This window comes from Rahnella victoriana, assembly GCF_004330295.1.
Classification (GTDB): Bacteria; Pseudomonadota; Gammaproteobacteria; order Enterobacterales; family Enterobacteriaceae; genus Rahnella; species Rahnella victoriana.
Genome location: NZ_SJOJ01000007.1, coordinates 103952 through 121622, shown reverse-complemented (window position 1 = coordinate 121622; position 17671 = coordinate 103952). Strand labels below are relative to the sequence as shown.

The window sequence follows — 17671 nt, the reverse complement described above, 5'->3', positions numbered from 1 at the left end:
GCTTTTTTTTGCAAGGAATCTGACTTCATGTTGCCACTTTCTCCTGTTTTGCAAAGCCATGCGCAGAGTTTGCCTGAACGCTGGCGTGAACATCCTGAAAACCTGCCCCTGCCCGACGACAGCCAACTGGCGGTGCTGAGCAGCAGTGAATTCGTGACGGACAGTGTGCTGGCGTTCCCGCAGTGGTGGCATGAAATCGACCAAAATCCTCCTCAGGCGCAGGAGTGGCAACTTTACCGTCAGTGGCTGGATGAATCGCTGTCACAAGTGACCGACGAAGCCGGGCTGATGAAGGCGTTGCGCCTGTTCCGCCGCCGCATTCTGACCCGGATTGCCTGGTCGCAGTCGGCGCAAACCAGCGAAGCCAAAGACACCTTGCACCAGCTGAGTGAACTGGCAGAATTGCTGATCGTCAGCGCCCGCGACTGGCTGTATGCCGCCTGCTGTCGCGAGTTCGGCACGCCGGTGAATGCGGCGGGCGAAGAGCAGAGAATGCTGATCCTCGGGATGGGCAAACTCGGCGGCGGCGAACTGAATTTCTCTTCCGATATCGACCTGATTTTTGCCTATCCGGAAAATGGCCAGACCCGTGGCGGGCGTCGTGAACTCGACAATGCCCAGTTTTTCACCCGTCTTGGCCAGCGGCTGATCAAAGCACTGGATCAGCCGACGATTGACGGATTTGTCTATCGCGTGGACATGCGTTTGCGTCCGTTTGGCGACAGCGGTCCGCTGGTGATGAGTTTCCCGGCGCTGGAAGATTATTATCAGGAGCAGGGACGCGACTGGGAGCGTTACGCGATGGTGAAGGCGCGGCTGATGGGCGGCGCGGAAGATCCCGCCAGTCAGGAACTGCGCAAAATGCTGAAGCCTTTTGTTTTCCGTCGCTATATCGATTTCAGCGTGATCCAGTCCCTGCGCAACATGAAAGGCATGATCGCCCGTGAGGTGCGCCGCCGTGGTCTGAAGGACAACATCAAACTCGGCGCGGGCGGCATCCGCGAAATCGAATTTATCGTGCAGGTATTCCAGCTGATCCGGGGTGGCCGTGAACCGGCATTGCAGCAACGCGCTTTATTGCCGACGTTGCAGGCGCTGGAAAATCTGGGGTTGTTGCCGGTTGAACAGGTGTTGCAGCTGCGCACCAGTTATCTGTTCCTGCGTCGTCTGGAAAATCTGTTGCAGGCCATCGCAGACGAACAAACCCAAACCTTGCCCTCGGATGAACTCAATCAGGCGCGGCTGGCGTGGGGAATGAATTATGACGACTGGCCGCAACTGCTGGATGCCGTCAATGCGCATATGCAGGCGGTACGTGCGGTGTTTAACGATCTGATTGGTGATGACACGCCGGACGCCGAAGACGATGCGCAGCTTTCCCAGTTCAGCAGTCTCTGGATTGATGCGCTGGAACCAGCCGAGCTGGCACCGCTGGTGCCGCAACTGGATGAAAATGCGCTGCGGCATGTTTTACAGCAGATTGGCGATTTCCGTCGTGATGTGGATAAACGCACTATCGGGCCGCGTGGCCGCGAGCAGCTGGATTTGCTGATGCCGCGGTTGCTGGCGCAGGTCTGCACCTATAAAAATGCCGACGTCACGTTGCAACGTCTGATGCAGTTGCTGCTGAATATCGTCACGCGCACCACCTATATCGAGCTGCTGGTGGAATATCCCGGCGCGCTCAAACAGCTCATTCGCCTCTGTGCGGCCTCGCCGATGGTCGCCAGTCAGCTTGCCCGGCATCCTTTATTGCTGGATGAATTACTGGATCCGCGCACGCTTTATCAGCCGGTTGAACTGACCGCCTACCGCGACGAACTGCGTCAGTATCTGATGCGGGTGCCGACGGAAGACGAAGAGCAGCAGCTGGAAGCCGTGCGTCAGTTCAAACAGGCGCAGCATCTGCGTATCGCCGCCGGGGATATTTCCGGCGCGCTGCCGGTGATGAAAGTCAGCGATCACTTAACCTATCTCGCGGAGGCCATTCTTGACGTGGTGGTGCAGCAGGCGTGGGAACAGATGGTCGCGAAATACGGCCAGCCGACGCATCTTCAGCAGCGTGAAGGGCGGGGTTTTGCGGTGATTGGTTACGGCAAGCTCGGTGGCTGGGAACTGGGTTACAGTTCCGATCTGGATCTGGTGTTCCTGCTCGACTGTGCGCCGGAAGTCATGACCGACGGCGAGCGCGTCATCGACGGGCGTCAGTTCTACCTGCGGCTGGCGCAGCGCATTATGCATTTATTCAGCACCCGTACCGCGTCAGGCATTCTTTATGAAGTTGATCCGCGTCTGCGGCCTTCCGGTGCTTCCGGCATGCTGGTCAGCACCATCGAAGCCTTTGCCGATTATCAGGCCAATGAAGCCTGGACCTGGGAACATCAGGCGCTGGTGCGCGCGCGCGTGGTCTACGGCGATCCGCAACTGACGCAGCAATTTAACGCCACGCGGCGGGATATTCTCTGCCGCCAGCGCGACGGTGACGGGTTGCGTAAGGAAGTCCGCGAAATGCGCGAAAAAATGTATGCGCATCTGGGCAGTAAAAAAGCCGACGAGTTTGACCTGAAAGCCGATCCCGGTGGCATCACCGATATTGAATTCATTGCACAATATCTGGTCTTACGCTTCGCGCACGACGAGCCTAAGCTGACACGCTGGTCGGATAACGTGCGGATTTTCGAGCTGATGGCGCAATACGATATTATGCCGGAAGAGGAAGCACGCCATCTGACGCAGGCTTACGTGACGCTGCGCGATGAGATCCATCATCTGGCGTTGCAGGAACACAGCGGCAAAGTGGCCGCCGACAGTTTTGCCACCGAGCGTGCGCAAATCCGCGCCAGCTGGGCCAACTGGCTGGGCTGAGGGTTTTTATTCGGGTAACAGGCGCTTGTGATATCATCCGGCGCAATGTATTTACCCGATTTGATTGATCTGTTTTGGAGTCTTGGGATGAAAGTGACTTTGCCTGATTTTCACCGCGCCGGTGTGCTGGTGGTGGGTGACGTAATGTTAGACCGCTACTGGTATGGCCCGACCAACCGCATTTCGCCGGAAGCGCCGGTGCCGGTCGTGAAGGTCAACACCATCGAGGAACGTCCCGGCGGTGCCGCTAACGTGGCGATGAACATTTCGTCTCTCGGTGCTTCTTCGCGTCTGATCGGTCTGACCGGTGTGGACGATGCCGCCCGCGCCCTGAGCGAGCGTCTGGCGGAAGTGAAAGTAAACTGCGATTTCGTGGCCTTATCCACGCATCCGACCATCACCAAACTGCGTATTTTGTCCCGCAACCAGCAACTGATCCGCCTCGACTTTGAAGAAGGTTTTGAAGGCGTCGATCTCCAGCCGATGCTGACTAAAATCGAGCAGGCGTTGCCGCAAAGTGGTGCGCTGGTGCTGTCTGACTACGCCAAAGGCGCGCTGACAGAAGTACAGAAAATGATCCAGCTGGCGAGAAAAGCCGGTGTGCCGGTGCTGGTCGATCCGAAAGGCTCGGATTTCGAACGTTATCGTGGTGCGACCTTACTGACGCCGAACCTGTCCGAATTTGAAGCCGTTGTGGGCCGTTGCAAAAACGAAGAAGAAATCGTGACGCGCGGTATGCAGCTGATTGCTGATTTTGAGCTTTCCGCCTTGCTGGTGACCCGTTCCGAACACGGTATGACCTTGTTGCAGCCGGGCAAAGCGCCATTCCATATGCCGACGCAGGCGCAGGAAGTGTATGACGTGACCGGGGCCGGTGACACCGTGATCGGTACGCTGGCCGCCGCGCTGGCTGCCGGTAATACGCTGGAAGAGTCTTGTTTCCTGGCCAACGCCGCCGCCGGTGTGGTCGTCGGTAAACTCGGGACTTCTACCGTTTCTCCGGTTGAACTGGAAAATGCCATCGGCGGGCGTTCAGACGTCGGTTTTGGCGTGATGAATGAAGAACAGTTGAAAGCCGCTGTGGCGATGGCACGTCAGCGCGGCGAGAAAGTCGTGATGACCAACGGCATCTTCGACATTTTGCATGCCGGACACGTCTCGTATCTGGCGAATGCGCGCAAACTCGGCGACCGTCTGATCGTGGCCGTTAACAGTGATGCGTCAACCAAACGTCTGAAAGGCGAAACCCGCCCGGTGAATGCGCTGCAAAACCGCATGATCGTGCTGGGCGCGCTGGGCGCGGTCGACTGGGTGGTCTCCTTTGAAGAAGATACCCCGCAGCGTCTGATCGCCGGGATCTTGCCGGATCTGCTGGTGAAAGGCGGCGACTACAAGCCTGAACAGATTGCCGGTTGTCAGGAAGTCTGGGCGAATGGCGGCGAAGTGCGTGTGCTGAATTTTGAAGATGGCTTATCCACCACCAAAATCATCAATCAGATTAAATCGCAGGACTGATTTCCTCCGGGTGAATCATGTCATTTGTACCGAAGGGCTTATCTGATAAGCCCTTTTCTTTTTGATTTTTCTAACATTAACGCTAAATGGACGTGACGCCCTCGTGAGCGGATTAAAACAGGAACTGAGTCTGGCGCAGGGCGTCGGGCTGCTTTCAACCTCATTACTGGGGACCGGTGTTTTCGCGGTGCCTGCACTGGCGGCGCAACTGGCGCAAAACGACAGTCTGTGGGCGTGGCCGGTGCTGATCCTGCTGGTGTTTCCTATCGCCATCGGTTTTGCGGCGCTTGGACGGCACTTCCCGAGTGCGGGCGGTGCGGCGCATTTCGTGGGTAAAGCGTTCGGGCCGCATATGGCGCGGGTCACCGGCTGGTTATTTCTGTCGGTGATCCCGGTCGGCTTGCCCGCCGCGTTGCATATCGCTGCCGGTTTCTGGCAGGCGGCTTTCGGCTGGAGCAGTGAAAACCTGCTGCTGGTGCAACTCGGTACGCTGTTCGTCATCTGGTTCCTTGGCACGCGCAGTGCCGGTTCCAGCGCCAATATTCAGACAGTCATTGCCTTGCTGGTGGTCGCGCTGGTGGTGGCGATCTGGTGGAAAGGCGATATTTCTCTGCCGGAAATTCCGCTGCCCGCCGTGCGTGACGTTTCGCCCTCGAACCTGTTTGACGCACTGGCGGTGATGTTCTGGTGTTTTGTCGGGCTGGAAGCCTTTGCGCATCTGGCGACAGAATTCCGCAATCCGGAACGTGATTTTCCGCGTGCCTTGCTGATCGGCATGCTGGTGGCGGGGGCGGTGTACTGGGGCTGTACCGTGGCGGTGCTGAAATTCCACGCGTGGGGAGAAGGGCGCGAAGCCGGGGCGTCACTGCCGGGGATCGTCGTGCAGCTTTTCGGGCAAAAAGCACTGTGGGTTGCCTGCATCATTGGTTATCTGGCGTGTTTTGCCAGCGTCAATATTTACACCCAGAGTTTCGCCCGCCTGGTGTGGTCGCAGGCTCAGTTGAAACCAAAAAGTAAACTGGCGCAACTCTCGGCCCAGCAGGTGCCGGTGGCGGCGCTGAATCTGGTGGTGGGGTGCTGCGCCTTGTTTACGTTGCTGATTTACTGGCTGCATTTACCGCTCGGTGCATTGATCACTTACGCCAACGGCATTTTCATTCTGATCTACCTGCTGTGCATGCTGGCAGGGACGAGGATCCTGACGGGACGGGCAAAATGGATGGCAATGCTGGGCGCAGTATTGTGCTGTGGATTGCTGGCCATGGTCGGCTGGAAGGCTCTGTACGCCGTGCTGGTGTTTGCCGGATTGTGGCTGTTACTGCCGCGCACCAGAACGGTACTGCGCGCGCAATAACGCGGGCCGTATACAGGATCACAGACAGCAAAAAGGCCTGCTCAGCAGGCCTTTTCTGTATCCGCTGCCAGGAGAACTCAGGCCGGATCTTGCGGTTTTTCCGCGTCAGCCGGTTTGGCTTCCAGCGCGGCCAGACGTTGTTCCATCACAGCCAGTTTTTCACGGGTACGCAGTAAAACCTGGGTCTGAACGTCAAACTCTTCGCGATTGACTAAATCCATCCGGCTGAACTGCGCCTGCAATACCTGACGGATTTTCTTTTCGGCATCTTCACCAAACTCACGGATCCCTTTAGGCATAGACTCGTGAACCTGGCGGGCAATTTGTTCAATTTTTTTCGGGTCAATCATGTTATTTCCTTTTCTCGAAGGAGGTGCTTTTCCTTAGTGTAATCGCTGACGCGCTTTCTATAAACCTTCAGGGGCACTAATTGGCCAAACCACAGGATTGCTCTGCTCATTTATTGGCGCTATAGTTGCTTTGCTTATTCTCAGGGCGGGGTGAAAGTCCCCACCGGCGGTAAACCACGGAATATCGGAAGGATCACAATCCCTTCTATGTGGAAGCCCGCGAGCGCTCAATCCTTCGGGGTTAGAGGTCAGCAGATCCGGTGTAATTCCGGGGCCGACGGTTAAAGTCCGGATGGGAGAGAGTAACGATTCAAGTCGGGCATAGATTGCCCGCTGCGTTATTTTTTATAACTGTAGCACGCCGTCTGGCTGCCGCAGCTAGCCTCCTCAAGACGCCCTGATTCTGGTAATCCACATACAGAACATGAGGTTATTTTTACCATGAATCAGACCCTACTTTCCGAATTCGGTACATCTGCTGAACGTGTTGAGCGTGCGCTTGACGCCATGCGTAACGGCGTGGGTGTGTTGGTGCTGGATGACGAAGATCGTGAAAACGAAGGCGATTTAATCTTTGCCGCAGAAAACATGACCGTTGAGCAAATGGCGCTGACCATTCGTCACGGCAGCGGCATTGTGTGCCTGACCATGAACGAAGACAGCCGTAAACAGCTGGACCTGCCGATGATGGTAGAGAACAACTCCAGCCCGTTCCAGACACCATTCACCGTGACCATTGAAGCGGTAGAAGGCGTGACCACCGGCGTGTCTGCCGCTGATCGTATCACCACCATCCGCGCGGCAATCAAAGAGGGTGCAAAACCTTCCGATCTGAACCGTCCGGGGCATATTTTCCCGCTGCGTGCGCAGGCCGGTGGCGTGCTGACCCGTGGCGGTCACACAGAAGCTTCCGTCGATCTGGCAACACTGGCGGGCCTGCGGCCTTTCGGTGTGCTGTGCGAACTGACCAATGACGATGGCACCATGGCACATGCGCCGGAAGTGGTCGTTTTTGCCCGTGAGCATAAGATGCCGGTCGTGACCATCGCCGATCTGGTGGCATACCGTCAGGCGCAAACCCGTCAGGCTAGCTGAATGACCGGTTGGGCATAACAGAAAGGTCGCTGATGCGGCCTTTTTGCTTTTTATCGCCTGTTATTGCCGGAATTTGTCTTTGCAAAAAAAACCTCTCCCGCCTTCATTGATTTGCTTCATCAAATTTACTGAACATCTCCTTCACGGTTATCCGGCTGTCACCGCCCGTCAAAAAGAGTACCGTAATCACATCACGCGGCAGGTGGTTAACCGGCACGCTCACTTTTATTTTGCGGTAAGGAATTCATGATGACGACTCAACGTATGCCCGCACTTTTCTTAGGCCACGGCAGCCCGATGAACGTGCTGGAAGACAATATTTACACCCGTGCCTGGCATACGCTGGGCGAAACATTGCCACGGCCAAAAGCGATTCTGGCAGTATCCGCGCACTGGTTTACCCGCGGTACGGCGGTCACAGCAATGGAAAATCCGCGCACCATTCATGACTTTGGTGGCTTCCCGCAGGCGCTGTTTGATAAACGTTATCCGGCACCGGGTTCCCCGGCTCTGGCCAAACGGGTTCAGGAATTGCTCAGCCCGGTGAATGTGATGGCTGACACCAGCGAGTGGGGTTTTGATCACGGGACCTGGGGTGTGTTGATCAAGATGTATCCGGATGCCGATATTCCGGTGATCCAGCTGAGTATTGATGGCACACAGCCGGCGGAATACCACTATGAATTAGGCCGGAAACTCGCGGCCCTGCGTGACGAAGGCGTGATGATTGTCGCCAGCGGTAACGTGGTGCATAACCTGCGCATGGTGAAATGGGGCGGCGACGCGGATGCTTATCCGTGGGCGACATCTTTCGAGACGTTTGTGAAAGAGAATCTGACCTGGAAGGGTGAGGCGAAAGACCATCCGCTGGTGAAATTTATGGAACATGACGGCGGCGCGTTATCGAATCCGTCGCCGGATCACTATCTGCCCTTGTTGTATGTTTTAGGTGCGTGGGATGGTGCCGAGCCGGTCACACAGCCAACGGACGGGATCGTGATGGGATCGCTGTCGATGCTGTCGGTTCAGATAGGGTAATCCGGAAATAAAAAGGATAATGAAAGCTCTCATTATCCTTTTTTAGTTTTTTTATCCGACAATAGTATGCGGATAGAAACGTGACAGATCCTGCGTGATCAGCGCCTTATCTTCACGGATGCCGATGCCGCAAGGCTGATCGTTGACCAGCCAGCTGCCGATCAGGGTGTAACTGCCTTCAAACACCGGCAGCGGTTGGAACTGCTGCACGATCATGCCTTCCGCGCCATACGGGCCATCCACACGGGCCACTTCCTGACCTTTTTCGATGACCTTAATGTTCGCGCCTTCGCGTGAGAACAGCGGTTTCACGACGTAGTGATCCAGCTCCGGATGCGGATCTTCGGCGAAATATGCCGGTAACAGATTCGGATGATCCGGGAACATTTCCCACAACAGCGGCAGCAAGGCTTTGTTCGACAGAATGGCTTTCCAGGCTGGTTCCAGCCAGCGAACACCGGCATCTTCCAGCTTGGTGGCGAACACTTCGCGGAACATGAATTCCCACGGATAGAGTTTGAACAGATTCGAAATCACCTGATCCTGCGTATCGGTGAATTGTCCGCGCTCGCCCAGTCCGATTTCCTCGATAAACAGGAACTCGCTGGCCAGTTCCGCTTCCAGGGCGCAGTCCTGCAAATATTGCACGGTACCGCGGTCTTCTTCGGTGTCCTGACAGCAGGCGATATGCAGTAACGAGAAACCGTGCTGATTTTTCAGTTCAGCAAAACGCTCGATCAGTTTTTCCTGCAGACTGTTGTACTGATCCGCATCCTGAGGCAAATTGCCCGCCGCGATTTGATCTTCCAGCCACAGCCACTGGAAGAAAGCGGCTTCGTACAAGGACGTCGGCGTATCGGCGTTATTTTCCAGCAACTTAGGCGGGTTCACCCCGTCATAGGCCAGATCCAGACGCGAATACAGGGAAGGCTGTTGCGTGCGCCATGAACTGCGGACAAATTCCCAGACGTGTTTCGGGATCTGGAATTTCGCCATCAGTTTGTCGTCATTCACCACACGTTCCACGACCTTCAGGCACATCTGATGAATATCCGCTGTCGCGTCTTCAATCTCTTCAATCTGCGCCAGCGTGAACTGGTAATGCGCATCTTCACACCAGTAAGGTTCGCCATACATGGTGTGAAAATTGAAGCCAAACTCCGTGGCTTTTTCGCGCCAGTCCGGGCGCTCATTAATGGCTAAACGTTTCATCGGTGTCTCTTAGCCACCCATGCTGCGGCCAGGGCTGCGGGTAGCCGCTGACGAGGTGCGTTGCATTGAGGTTTGTTTTGCCACGCTGTCGCCAAAGCCGCCACGGGTGATGGTGTTGGTCACAGCCGGTTTCGGGGCCATCGCGGTTTTCGGCACGTTCATGGTGCGGCCGCCCGCGGTTGCCGGACCGTAGTTTTTACCGGTCGCATCGACAAATTTACCGTTCGCCGGGCTGGCTGGATTTTTTGAGCTGAACAACGGCTGTTGCGCGTAAGCACCGCCGCTCATCATACGGCCCATCATGTAACCTGCCATCAGCGGCATCCACATGCTGCCACCGCTGCTCTGGTTTTCAGCCGTCGCAACGCCTGACTGAGCAGGAGCCTGCGTACACTGACCTTCGCCGAATTCTGCGACACAGTCTTCGCGGCTGGCATATTTAGGCGCGGTTTTCGCCGCTTCCTGTTTCGCTGCATCATAGGCGGCGACACATTGTGCGCTGCCGGAAGGATTGGCTTTTGAGCAATCATCCGCATTTTGATACAGAGAAACGGTTTCGTCGGTTTTCTCGCAGCCCGCCAGCATAAAGACGGCGCTGACGGCCAGAGCGACAGGAGTAATTCGAGAGCTACGCCATGATTTACGGAAGGTAGCTAAGTTAACGTGTTGTGTCCGTTTCATCGTTCTTATCCCATGTGTAGGGCTTTTTTGCCCTTTCCCAGTAGGGCCTAAGAATAGGGGAAAGTGGGTGATTGTTAAAGCAGCGACGGGCAATTGTTACGAGACTTTACAGTGGGGCGTGACGGAGGCAAAAAAAAGCAGCCTTTGCAGGCTGCCTTCTAGGAAATACGGGGACTTTTCAGGATCAGTTCTGGAAAGGATTGCCGTTTTTCCGGGGGGTTGTGGTCGTTGCACTGGCTTGTTGCGCGCGTGGTGCCGGCGCTGCTGCCGTTTTGTTGCCGTAACCGTCTGCTGCTGCATCCTGATCCGGCGTTTCTGGCGCGACCTGATCCGGTGCGGTTGGCACAGGTTTACCCAGTGCACCGTTCAGAGCCAGCAGATCACTTTCGTTCAGTGTCCCCAGCGCTGATTTGATGTTCAGCTGGTTAATCAGGTAGGTGTAACGTGCGCTGGAAAGCTGTTGTTTGGCGTTATACAGCGTGGTGGTCGCATCCAGCACATCAACGATGGTACGGGTACCCACCTGATAACCGGCTTCCATGGCATCTAAAGAACTCTGAGCAGAAACAACGGCTTGTTTGTAAGCGTTGATGCTGCTGATAGAGGCAGAGATGTTATTGAAGGAGGAACGCACGGTTTGCACGACGCTGCGGTGCGCACTTTCAAGCTGTTCGCTGGAACCGACAAAGTTGTACTGCGCCTGTTTCACCTGTGAGGTGACAGAACCGCCGCTGTACAGTGGCAGTGAGAAGCTCAGCCCCACTTTATTCTGACCGGCGTCAGCATCCTGATAGCTTGACGCACCGCCGGTTTTGTCGCCGTGGTATTTGGTGTTGCTGATGCCGGTAGAGGCGGTCAGATCCACGGTTGGCATATGGCCGGTTTCCGCATAACGGATTTGCTCACGAGCCAGATCCTGTGACAGGCGGGCAGACAGCAAGCTCAGGTTGCGGCTTTCAGCTTCTTTCAGCAAGGTCGCCACAGGCTGCGGACGCGTGGTGTTGAAGTTATCAACGTTCAGGGAAGAGAGCTGCGGATAATAAACACCGGTCACCTGACGCAGGGATTCCAGCGCGTTATCCAGATTGTTACGGGCAGTCACTTCGTTAGCCAATACGGTGTCGTATTGTGAACGGGCGTTCTGCACATCGGTAATGGCAACCAGACCGACATTAAAACGCTGAGTGGTTTGATCTAACTGACGGTAAATCGCCTGTTTTTGCGCTTCGGTATAAGAGAGTGAATCGATCGCACTCAAAACGTTGAAATAAGCCGTCGCGGAATTCAGGATTAACGCCTGCTGATCGGTCTGATAAGACACATCCTGAATACCGGCAGTTTTTTCCTGCAGTGTCAGGGCGCGCCATTTTGACATATCAAAGATGGTCTGCGTTAATTGCAGGCTGGCGCTGCCAACATCGCTGTTAACGCCGTTCGCATCACGGTAGCCATTGGTATAATTGTAGTCCGCACCCAATCCGAGTTGCGGTAATAAAGGACTGCGGCTTTCGTTGATTTTTTCGAATGCGGCATCCCGGTCAGCAGCAGATTTGCGCAGGTCCGGGTTACTTGTCCTGGCTTGCTGATAGACCTGCATCAGGTTTTCGGCCTGGCTTATCGTACTAAAGCCGCCCAGGCTGAGTCCGATGAGAAGGGGGAGCAGTTTCTTCATTTGCATTCCTTGTTGTGCAGCAATGTTGTTATGTATGGTGGCGCAGTCAAATTAACCAATAGACGCGGATTCTAGCAGAGTCAGGCTAACGGGGCGGTTGGCTTAACGTGCCTTACCGATGGAATGAGCCTAAATCTATCACAAACAACCTTGATTATTATTAACGCATTTTCATCAAATTGACCTCAAAGGGCGATAAATTACCTTTATGAGGGATAAGGAAACATTCCATGTCTTCATTTAAACGGTCACCGGTTACTTTCGGCAAAGATGATGTAGAAATTATTGCACGTGAGACACGATATAAAGGTTTTTTTTCTATTATTGCATATCGGTTTCGCCATCGGCTGTTTAATGGAGAAATGAGCGCAGAAGTGGTGCGTGAGGTTTTTGAGCGCGGCCATGCTGCCGTCCTGCTACCTTATGATCCGTTACGGGATGAAGTGGTGCTGATTGAACAGATCCGCATCCCGGCATTGGATTCCAGTGATACCCCTTGGCTTCTGGAGATGGTCGCCGGTATCATTGAAGAGGGCGAAACGGTCGAAGAGGTCGCCCGCCGCGAAGCACTCGAAGAAGCGAACATTGTGGTGAAACGCTGCAAACCGGTGGTGAATTATCTGGCCAGTCCGGGTGGCACCAGCGAGCGTCTTTCTATTATGGTCGGTGAAGTCGATGCCACGACGGCAGAAGGAATTCACGGTCTGGAAGCAGAGAATGAAGACATCCGGGTACATGTGGTCAGCCGCGAACAGGCTTACCGCTGGGTGGAAGAAGGAGCGATAGACAATGCGGCGTCAGTGATTGCCTTGCAATGGCTGCAGCTGCACCATGAATCCCTGAGAAAAGAGTGGGCTAACTAATGATTAAGCGCTATACCCCTGATTTCCCCGAAATGATGAGATTGTGCGAAACCAATTTCGCCCAATTGCGCCGTTTGATGCCACGCACCGATGAGCCTGGTGAAACCGTGACATATCAGGTGAGTAGCGCGACGTATTGCCTGACAATTCTCGAATCAACGCGTTATACCTCCCTGGTAGAAATCAAACAGACCGCACCGGCCGTGAGTTACTGGAGTCTGCCTTCACTCACCGTCCGCCTGTATCACGACGCGATGGTGGCTGAAGTGTGTGCGAGTCAGCAGATCTTTCGTTTCAAAGCACGCTATGATTACCCGAATAAAAAGTTGCATCAGCGTGATGAAAAGCATCAAATTAACCAGTTCCTTGCGGATTGGCTGCGTTATTGCCTTGCGCACGGAGCGATGGCAATTCCGGTTTGTTAGACAGACTTCAACAACAAAGGAAACGATTTGGAAAGCCTGTTTACACTGCCTTTGGTGAATGGGGCCAAAGTCAGGATTCTACAGATAACTGATACCCATCTTTTTGCCGGTGAAGATGAAACGTTGTTAGGCGTAAATACGTTTAGCAGCTATCGCGCAGTGCTGGACGCCATAAAAGCGCAGCAGCGCGACGTCGATATTATCGCGGCAACAGGTGATCTGGCTCAGGATCAGTCGGTGGAAGCCTACCACCAGTTTGCCCGCGGCATCGGCGAACTGACTGCGCCTTGTGTCTGGCTGCCCGGTAATCATGATTTCCAGCCTGCGATGGTCAATGCCTTGCAGGACGCGGGTATCAGCCCTTCCAAGCACGTTCTTCTCGGTGATCACTGGCAGATTATTCTGCTGGATACGCAGGTGTTTGGCGTGCCGCACGGTGAACTGAGCGAGTATCAGCTGGAATGGATGGAACGCTGCCTGAATGCGTACCCCGATCATTTCACCTTGCTGATGCTGCATCACCATCCGCTGCCTTCCGGTTGTACCTGGCTCGATCAGCACAGCCTGCGCAACGCCCATATGCTGGCGAACACCTTGGTGAATTACCCGAAAGTGAACACGCTGTTGTGCGGGCATATTCATCAGGAACTGGATCTCGACTGGTATGGCCGTCGTCTTTACGCCACGCCATCGACCTGCGTGCAGTTCAAACCCCATTGCACCAATTTCACCATTGATACCGTTGCGCCGGGCTGGCGCTACCTCGATTTGTATCCGGATGGCCGCGTGGAGACGGAAGTCTTCCGTCTGGAAACCAGCGAGTTTCATCCTGACACGGAGTCGGACGGCTACGAATGAACACCTTACTTTACCTGCATGGATTCAACAGTTCGCCGAATTCAGCAAAAGCCACCTTGTTAAAAAACTGGCTGGCCGTGAATCATCCGCATATTGATATGGTTGTCCCCCAGTTGCCACCTTACCCGGCCGATGCGGCGGAAGAACTCGAAAGTCTGGTGATCAGTCATGCAGGTAAAAAACTGGGCATTGTCGGATCCTCTCTCGGCGGCTATTACGCCACCTGGCTGTCGCAATGTTTCTCGGTCCCGGCTGTGGTGGTGAACCCCGCCGTGAAGCCTTACGAGCTGCTGATTGACTTCCTCGGGCAAAACGAGAACCCCTACACCGGCCAGCAATATGTGTTAGAGTCACGCCACGTTTACGATCTGAAAGTCATGCAGGTCGAACCGCTGGAGTCGCCGGATTTACTCTGGTTACTGCAGCAAACGGGCGATGAAATTCTCGATTACCGTCAGGCTGTGGCGTATTACACCACCTGTCGCCAGACGGTCGAACCCGAGGGAAATCACGCATTTGTCGGCTTTGAACGCTATTTTTCGCCGATTGTCGATTTCCTGGAACTGGCCGCAGACTAACATCGTCAGGGTGACGTTTTCCCCCGGATTTATAACGTCTGCTTGCTGCCAGTGCTTCCACCCGCCCACATACTGTATCGTTAGCCCACAAACCTATGAGCCACGAATAATCAACGATGAGCCAATCAACTTATAACGCGGATTCCATAGAGGTCCTCAGCGGACTCGAACCGGTGCGCCGCCGTCCGGGCATGTACACCGATACCACCCGTCCAAACCATCTCGGTCAGGAAGTCATCGATAACAGCGTGGATGAGGCATTAGCCGGTCACGCCAAACGTATCGAAGTGATCCTGCACGAAGACCAGTCCCTCGAAGTCATCGATGACGGTCGCGGCATGCCGGTGGATATCCACGCGGAAGAAGGCGTTCCGGCAGTTGAACTGATCTTTTGCCGTCTGCATGCGGGCGGTAAATTCTCCAACAAAAACTACCAGTTCTCCGGCGGCCTGCACGGCGTGGGGATTTCGGTAGTGAACGCCTTGTCCAAACGTGTCGAAGTGGCGGTAAAACGCGGCGGCGAAGTGTATGAAATGGCGTTTGAAAACGGCGATAAAGTGCAGGATTTGCACGTGACCGGAACGTGCGGCAAACGCAACACCGGGACCAGCGTGCATTTCTGGCCCGATGGCAGCTTCTTCGACAGCCCGCGTTTTTCAGTCAGCCGCCTCAGCCATTTGCTGAAAGCCAAAGCGGTACTCTGTCCGGGCGTGGAAATCCTGTTCAAAGATAAAGTGAATAACACCGAGCAACGCTGGTGTTATGAAGACGGCCTGACCGATTACCTGATGGAAGCGGTTAACGGCCTGATCACCTTGCCGGAGAAAGCCTTTGTCGGTGCCTTTGCCGGGGATACCGAAGCGGTAGACTGGGCGCTGTTGTGGCTGCCGGAAGGTGGCGAACTGCTGACTGAAAGCTACGTCAACCTGATCCCGACCATGCAGGGCGGTACGCACGTTAACGGCCTGCGTCAGGGTCTGCTCGATGCCATGCGTGAGTTCTGTGAATTCCGCAATATCCTGCCGCGCGGCGTGAAGCTGTCTGCGGAAGATATCTGGGAACGCTGCGCCTATGTGCTGTCAGTGAAAATGCAGGATCCGCAATTCGCCGGTCAGACGAAAGAACGTCTGTCTTCGCGTCAGTGCGCGGCATTTGTTTCCGGCGTGGTGAAAGATGCCTTCAGCCTGTGGCTGAACCAGAACGTTCAGGCGGCAGAACAGCTGGCTGAACTGTGCATTTCCAGCGCCCAGCGTCGTCTGCGTGCGGCCAAAAAAGTCGTCCGTAAGAAACTGACCAGCGGCCCTGCGCTGCCGGGCAAACTGGCGGATTGTACGTCTCAGGATCTGAACATGACGGAACTGTTCCTGGTGGAAGGGGATTCCGCAGGCGGTTCTGCCAAACAGGCGCGCGATCGTGAATATCAGGCGATCATGCCGCTCAAAGGTAAGATCCTCAACACTTGGGAAGTCTCTTCCGACGAAGTGCTGGCCTCGCAGGAAGTGCATGACATTTCCGTGGCGATCGGTATCGATCCGGACAGCGAAGATCTGACCCAGCTGCGTTACGGCAAAATCTGTATCCTCGCGGATGCGGACTCCGACGGCTTACACATTGCCACGCTGTTGTGCGCGTTGTTTGTCCGTCATTTCCGGTCGCTGGTGCGGGGCGGTCATGTGTATGTGGCGATGCCGCCGTTATACCGTATCGACCTGGGCAAGGAAGTGTTCTATGCGCTGGACGAGCAGGAAAAAGAAGGCGTGCTGGAGCAACTGAAACGCAAGAAAGGCAAACCGAACGTACAGCGCTTTAAAGGGCTGGGTGAAATGAACCCGCTGCAACTGCGCGAAACCACGCTGGATCCGAATACCCGTCGTCTGGTGCAGCTGACCATCGACGAAGACGATATCGATCAGACGTTGCGTATGATGGATATGTTGCTGGCGAAGAAACGTTCTGAAGATCGCCGTAACTGGTTGCAGGAAAAAGGCGACACCGCCGAACTGGACGTCTGATCCTTTCGCCGTCGCCATAAAAAATGCCGGACGCTTCGCTGCGCCGGCATTTTTGTTTTCTGAACCGCGCAGACCTTACGGTTACGCTTTCTCAATAATATGGATCACCACATCCAGCACGTCGGCTTTGATGTTTTCGCGGTGCTTATCCATATGTTCCGCCTGCTGATGCGCTTCGAGATGCGCGAGGCTTTCCCAGTCTTCCAGCATGAAAATGGAATCAGGCACCGTTTTGCGCCACGGGATCTGACCGTTGAAATCCACGTATGGCTCATAACGGTGACAGCCTTTCTCAGCGAGAACGCTCGGCAGCAGTGCTGTAATTTTTTCCATGACCGAATCGCGACGGCCTGGTTTTACTTTGATTTCAGCAATAACAGTGATCATAAAAACCTCTTTCCCGGGTGACCTTCAACCTTAGGCCTGACCGAATACATTTTCAAGGTGAGCGCGGTAGCGGGCGAAATCCCCTTCCACATCAGGCTGTTTGATCACGTCGTTACACATAAAGGTTGGCAGCGTATCAAGGCCGATAAACTGGTTGGCTTTGTGCTGTGCCATATAAACGCCGTCGACGCCGACGCCGTGGAAGAACTGTTCTTTATCTTCGAACGCTTCTAAAGGCGCGTTCCAGGTGACGGACAACATGTAGCATTTACCCTGCAACAGGCCGCCGGAACCGTATTTTTTCGTGTCATCGGAACGGGTACGGCCATCGCTGGCGTACAGTTTGCCGTGGCCTTCGGTGAACACTTCATCGATGTATTTTTTCAGCGTCCATGGCATACCCATCCACCAGCCCGGTTGCTGATAAATGATGGCATCGGCCCACAGATAGCTTTCGATCTCGGTCTGCACGTCATAACCGTCTTCCAGCACGGTCACGCGCACGTCGTGGCCTTTGTCGCGCAGGAAACTGGTCGCGACCTCGGTCAGGCTGTTATTCAGCGCGCCTTTGGAATGGGCAAAGGTCTTACCGGCATTGATAATCAGGATGTTACTCATGGTTTTTTTCCTTATCGGGAATTCTTAAATTCTGGGGGTCAGGCTGTTATCACGTAGTGTACTCAACTCTGCTGCACAGAAAAATGTGAGTTTGCGCACAAGACTATTGACTCAGATGCAATAATTGCAGAAACAGAGCGGCAAATTA

General features: G+C 54.8%; 16 protein-coding genes and 1 riboswitch. Of the genes, 10 read left to right on the top strand and 6 right to left on the bottom strand.

Going from position 1 to position 17671, the window contains the following annotated elements; translation table 11 throughout:
• Positions 1-27: 27 nt before the first annotated feature.
• The 3 genes from glnE (at position 28) to yjeH (ending at position 5734) form a co-directional block, all read left to right on the top strand.
• Positions 28-2865, top strand: a complete 2838-nt coding sequence (gene glnE, locus EYY67_RS08080; RefSeq protein ID WP_095923561.1) for a bifunctional [glutamate--ammonia ligase]-adenylyl-L-tyrosine phosphorylase/[glutamate--ammonia-ligase] adenylyltransferase — start codon at positions 28-30, stop codon at positions 2863-2865.
• Between the two features lie 87 nt (positions 2866-2952).
• The gene (gene hldE, locus EYY67_RS08075) at positions 2953-4380 is read left to right on the top strand and encodes a bifunctional D-glycero-beta-D-manno-heptose-7-phosphate kinase/D-glycero-beta-D-manno-heptose 1-phosphate adenylyltransferase HldE (protein WP_095925217.1); all 1428 of its coding nucleotides are present in this window, start codon (positions 2953-2955) and stop codon (positions 4378-4380) included.
• 103 nt (positions 4381-4483) lie between these two features.
• A complete protein-coding gene (gene yjeH, locus EYY67_RS08070; RefSeq protein WP_095923560.1) occupies positions 4484-5734 on the top strand; it encodes an L-methionine/branched-chain amino acid transporter in 1251 nt (416 codons plus the stop codon).
• A 77-nt stretch (positions 5735-5811) separates the two neighbouring features.
• Here yjeH and ubiK read toward each other — a convergent pair whose 3' ends face one another.
• The gene (ubiK, locus tag EYY67_RS08065) at positions 5812-6084 is read right to left on the bottom strand and encodes a ubiquinone biosynthesis accessory factor UbiK (RefSeq protein ID WP_131693274.1); all 273 of its coding nucleotides are present in this window, start codon (positions 6082-6084) and stop codon (positions 5812-5814) included.
• A gap of 132 nt (positions 6085-6216) precedes the next feature.
• A riboswitch (FMN riboswitch) is annotated at positions 6217-6392 on the top strand.
• Positions 6393-6525: 133 nt separating this feature from the next.
• On the opposite strand from ubiK, the gene ribB reads away from it, so the two are divergent.
• On the top strand, positions 6526-7179 hold the full coding sequence (gene ribB / locus EYY67_RS08060; RefSeq protein ID WP_119823286.1) for a 3,4-dihydroxy-2-butanone-4-phosphate synthase: 654 nt from the start codon (positions 6526-6528) through the stop codon (positions 7177-7179).
• 249 nt (positions 7180-7428) lie between these two features.
• Positions 7429-8217 carry a 4,5-DOPA-extradiol-dioxygenase gene (gene ygiD, locus EYY67_RS08050; RefSeq protein WP_131693273.1) on the top strand — a complete coding sequence of 263 codons (789 nt, stop codon included), beginning with the start codon at positions 7429-7431 and terminating at the stop codon, positions 8215-8217.
• Between the two features lie 51 nt (positions 8218-8268).
• Here the strand turns inward: ygiD and EYY67_RS08045 are convergent, their stop codons facing one another.
• The 3 genes from EYY67_RS08045 to tolC form a co-directional block, all read right to left on the bottom strand.
• Positions 8269-9429, bottom strand: coding sequence for a glutathionylspermidine synthase family protein (locus EYY67_RS08045; protein WP_131693272.1), 1161 nt, complete (start codon positions 9427-9429; stop codon positions 8269-8271).
• A gap of 9 nt (positions 9430-9438) precedes the next feature.
• Positions 9439-10110, bottom strand: coding sequence for a DUF1190 family protein (locus tag EYY67_RS08040; RefSeq protein WP_095923555.1), 672 nt, complete (start codon positions 10108-10110; stop codon positions 9439-9441).
• Positions 10111-10294: 184 nt separating this feature from the next.
• A complete protein-coding gene (tolC, locus tag EYY67_RS08035; RefSeq protein WP_131693271.1) occupies positions 10295-11782 on the bottom strand; it encodes an outer membrane channel protein TolC in 1488 nt (495 codons plus the stop codon).
• 230 nt (positions 11783-12012) lie between these two features.
• Here tolC and nudF point away from each other — a divergent pair, with 230 nt between their 5' ends.
• The 5 genes from nudF to parE all read left to right on the top strand — a co-directional run bounded on the left by nudF (position 12013) and on the right by parE (position 16518).
• On the top strand, positions 12013-12645 hold the full coding sequence (nudF, locus tag EYY67_RS08030; RefSeq protein WP_095923553.1) for an ADP-ribose diphosphatase: 633 nt from the start codon (positions 12013-12015) through the stop codon (positions 12643-12645).
• Positions 12645-13070 carry a DUF1249 family protein gene (locus EYY67_RS08025; protein WP_095923552.1) on the top strand — a complete coding sequence of 142 codons (426 nt, stop codon included), beginning with the start codon at positions 12645-12647 and terminating at the stop codon, positions 13068-13070. Before nudF ends, EYY67_RS08025 begins: the two co-directional genes overlap by 1 nt.
• 27 nt (positions 13071-13097) lie before the next feature.
• Positions 13098-13928 (top strand): 3',5'-cyclic-AMP phosphodiesterase, encoded by an 831-nt coding sequence (gene cpdA / locus EYY67_RS08020; RefSeq protein WP_131693270.1) that lies wholly within the window; start codon positions 13098-13100, stop codon positions 13926-13928.
• Entirely contained in the window at positions 13925-14506 is a 582-nt protein-coding gene (gene yqiA / locus EYY67_RS08015) for an esterase YqiA (protein WP_095923550.1), read from the top strand. The genes cpdA and yqiA overlap by 4 nt, the downstream gene beginning before the upstream one ends.
• 116 nt (positions 14507-14622) lie before the next feature.
• Positions 14623-16518, top strand: coding sequence for a DNA topoisomerase IV subunit B (gene parE / locus EYY67_RS08010; protein ID WP_095923549.1), 1896 nt, complete (start codon positions 14623-14625; stop codon positions 16516-16518).
• A gap of 81 nt (positions 16519-16599) precedes the next feature.
• Here parE and EYY67_RS08005 read toward each other — a convergent pair whose 3' ends face one another.
• Both EYY67_RS08005 and EYY67_RS08000 read right to left on the bottom strand, forming a co-directional pair.
• Positions 16600-16905 carry a putative quinol monooxygenase gene (locus EYY67_RS08005; RefSeq protein WP_095923548.1) on the bottom strand — a complete coding sequence of 102 codons (306 nt, stop codon included), beginning with the start codon at positions 16903-16905 and terminating at the stop codon, positions 16600-16602.
• Between the two features lie 30 nt (positions 16906-16935).
• A complete protein-coding gene (locus EYY67_RS08000) occupies positions 16936-17523 on the bottom strand; it encodes an NAD(P)H-dependent oxidoreductase (RefSeq protein WP_095923547.1) in 588 nt (195 codons plus the stop codon).
• Positions 17524-17671 lie beyond the last annotated feature (148 nt).

What these genes read in the sequence shown, in the direction of transcription:
- tolC (WP_131693271.1), bottom strand. Translation starts at nt 11,782, where the DNA reads ATGAAGAAACTGCTCCCCCTTCTCATCGGACTCAGCCTGGGCGGCTTT.
- EYY67_RS08040 (WP_095923555.1), bottom strand. Translation starts at nt 10,110, where the DNA reads ATGAAACGGACACAACACGTTAACTTAGCTACCTTCCGTAAATCATGG.
- parE (WP_095923549.1), top strand. Translation starts at nt 14,623, where the DNA reads ATGAGCCAATCAACTTATAACGCGGATTCCATAGAGGTCCTCAGCGGA.
- yqiA (WP_095923550.1), top strand. Translation starts at nt 13,925, where the DNA reads ATGAACACCTTACTTTACCTGCATGGATTCAACAGTTCGCCGAATTCA.
- EYY67_RS08045 (WP_131693272.1), bottom strand. Translation starts at nt 9,429, where the DNA reads ATGAAACGTTTAGCCATTAATGAGCGCCCGGACTGGCGCGAAAAAGCC.
- ribB (WP_119823286.1), top strand. Translation starts at nt 6,526, where the DNA reads ATGAATCAGACCCTACTTTCCGAATTCGGTACATCTGCTGAACGTGTT.
- nudF (WP_095923553.1), top strand. Translation starts at nt 12,013, where the DNA reads ATGTCTTCATTTAAACGGTCACCGGTTACTTTCGGCAAAGATGATGTA.
- ubiK (WP_131693274.1), bottom strand. Translation starts at nt 6,084, where the DNA reads ATGATTGACCCGAAAAAAATTGAACAAATTGCCCGCCAGGTTCACGAG.
- EYY67_RS08000 (WP_095923547.1), bottom strand. Translation starts at nt 17,523, where the DNA reads ATGAGTAACATCCTGATTATCAATGCCGGTAAGACCTTTGCCCATTCC.
- EYY67_RS08025 (WP_095923552.1), top strand. Translation starts at nt 12,645, where the DNA reads ATGATTAAGCGCTATACCCCTGATTTCCCCGAAATGATGAGATTGTGC.
- ygiD (WP_131693273.1), top strand. Translation starts at nt 7,429, where the DNA reads ATGACGACTCAACGTATGCCCGCACTTTTCTTAGGCCACGGCAGCCCG.
- EYY67_RS08005 (WP_095923548.1), bottom strand. Translation starts at nt 16,905, where the DNA reads ATGATCACTGTTATTGCTGAAATCAAAGTAAAACCAGGCCGTCGCGAT.
- hldE (WP_095925217.1), top strand. Translation starts at nt 2,953, where the DNA reads ATGAAAGTGACTTTGCCTGATTTTCACCGCGCCGGTGTGCTGGTGGTG.
- glnE (WP_095923561.1), top strand. Translation starts at nt 28, where the DNA reads ATGTTGCCACTTTCTCCTGTTTTGCAAAGCCATGCGCAGAGTTTGCCT.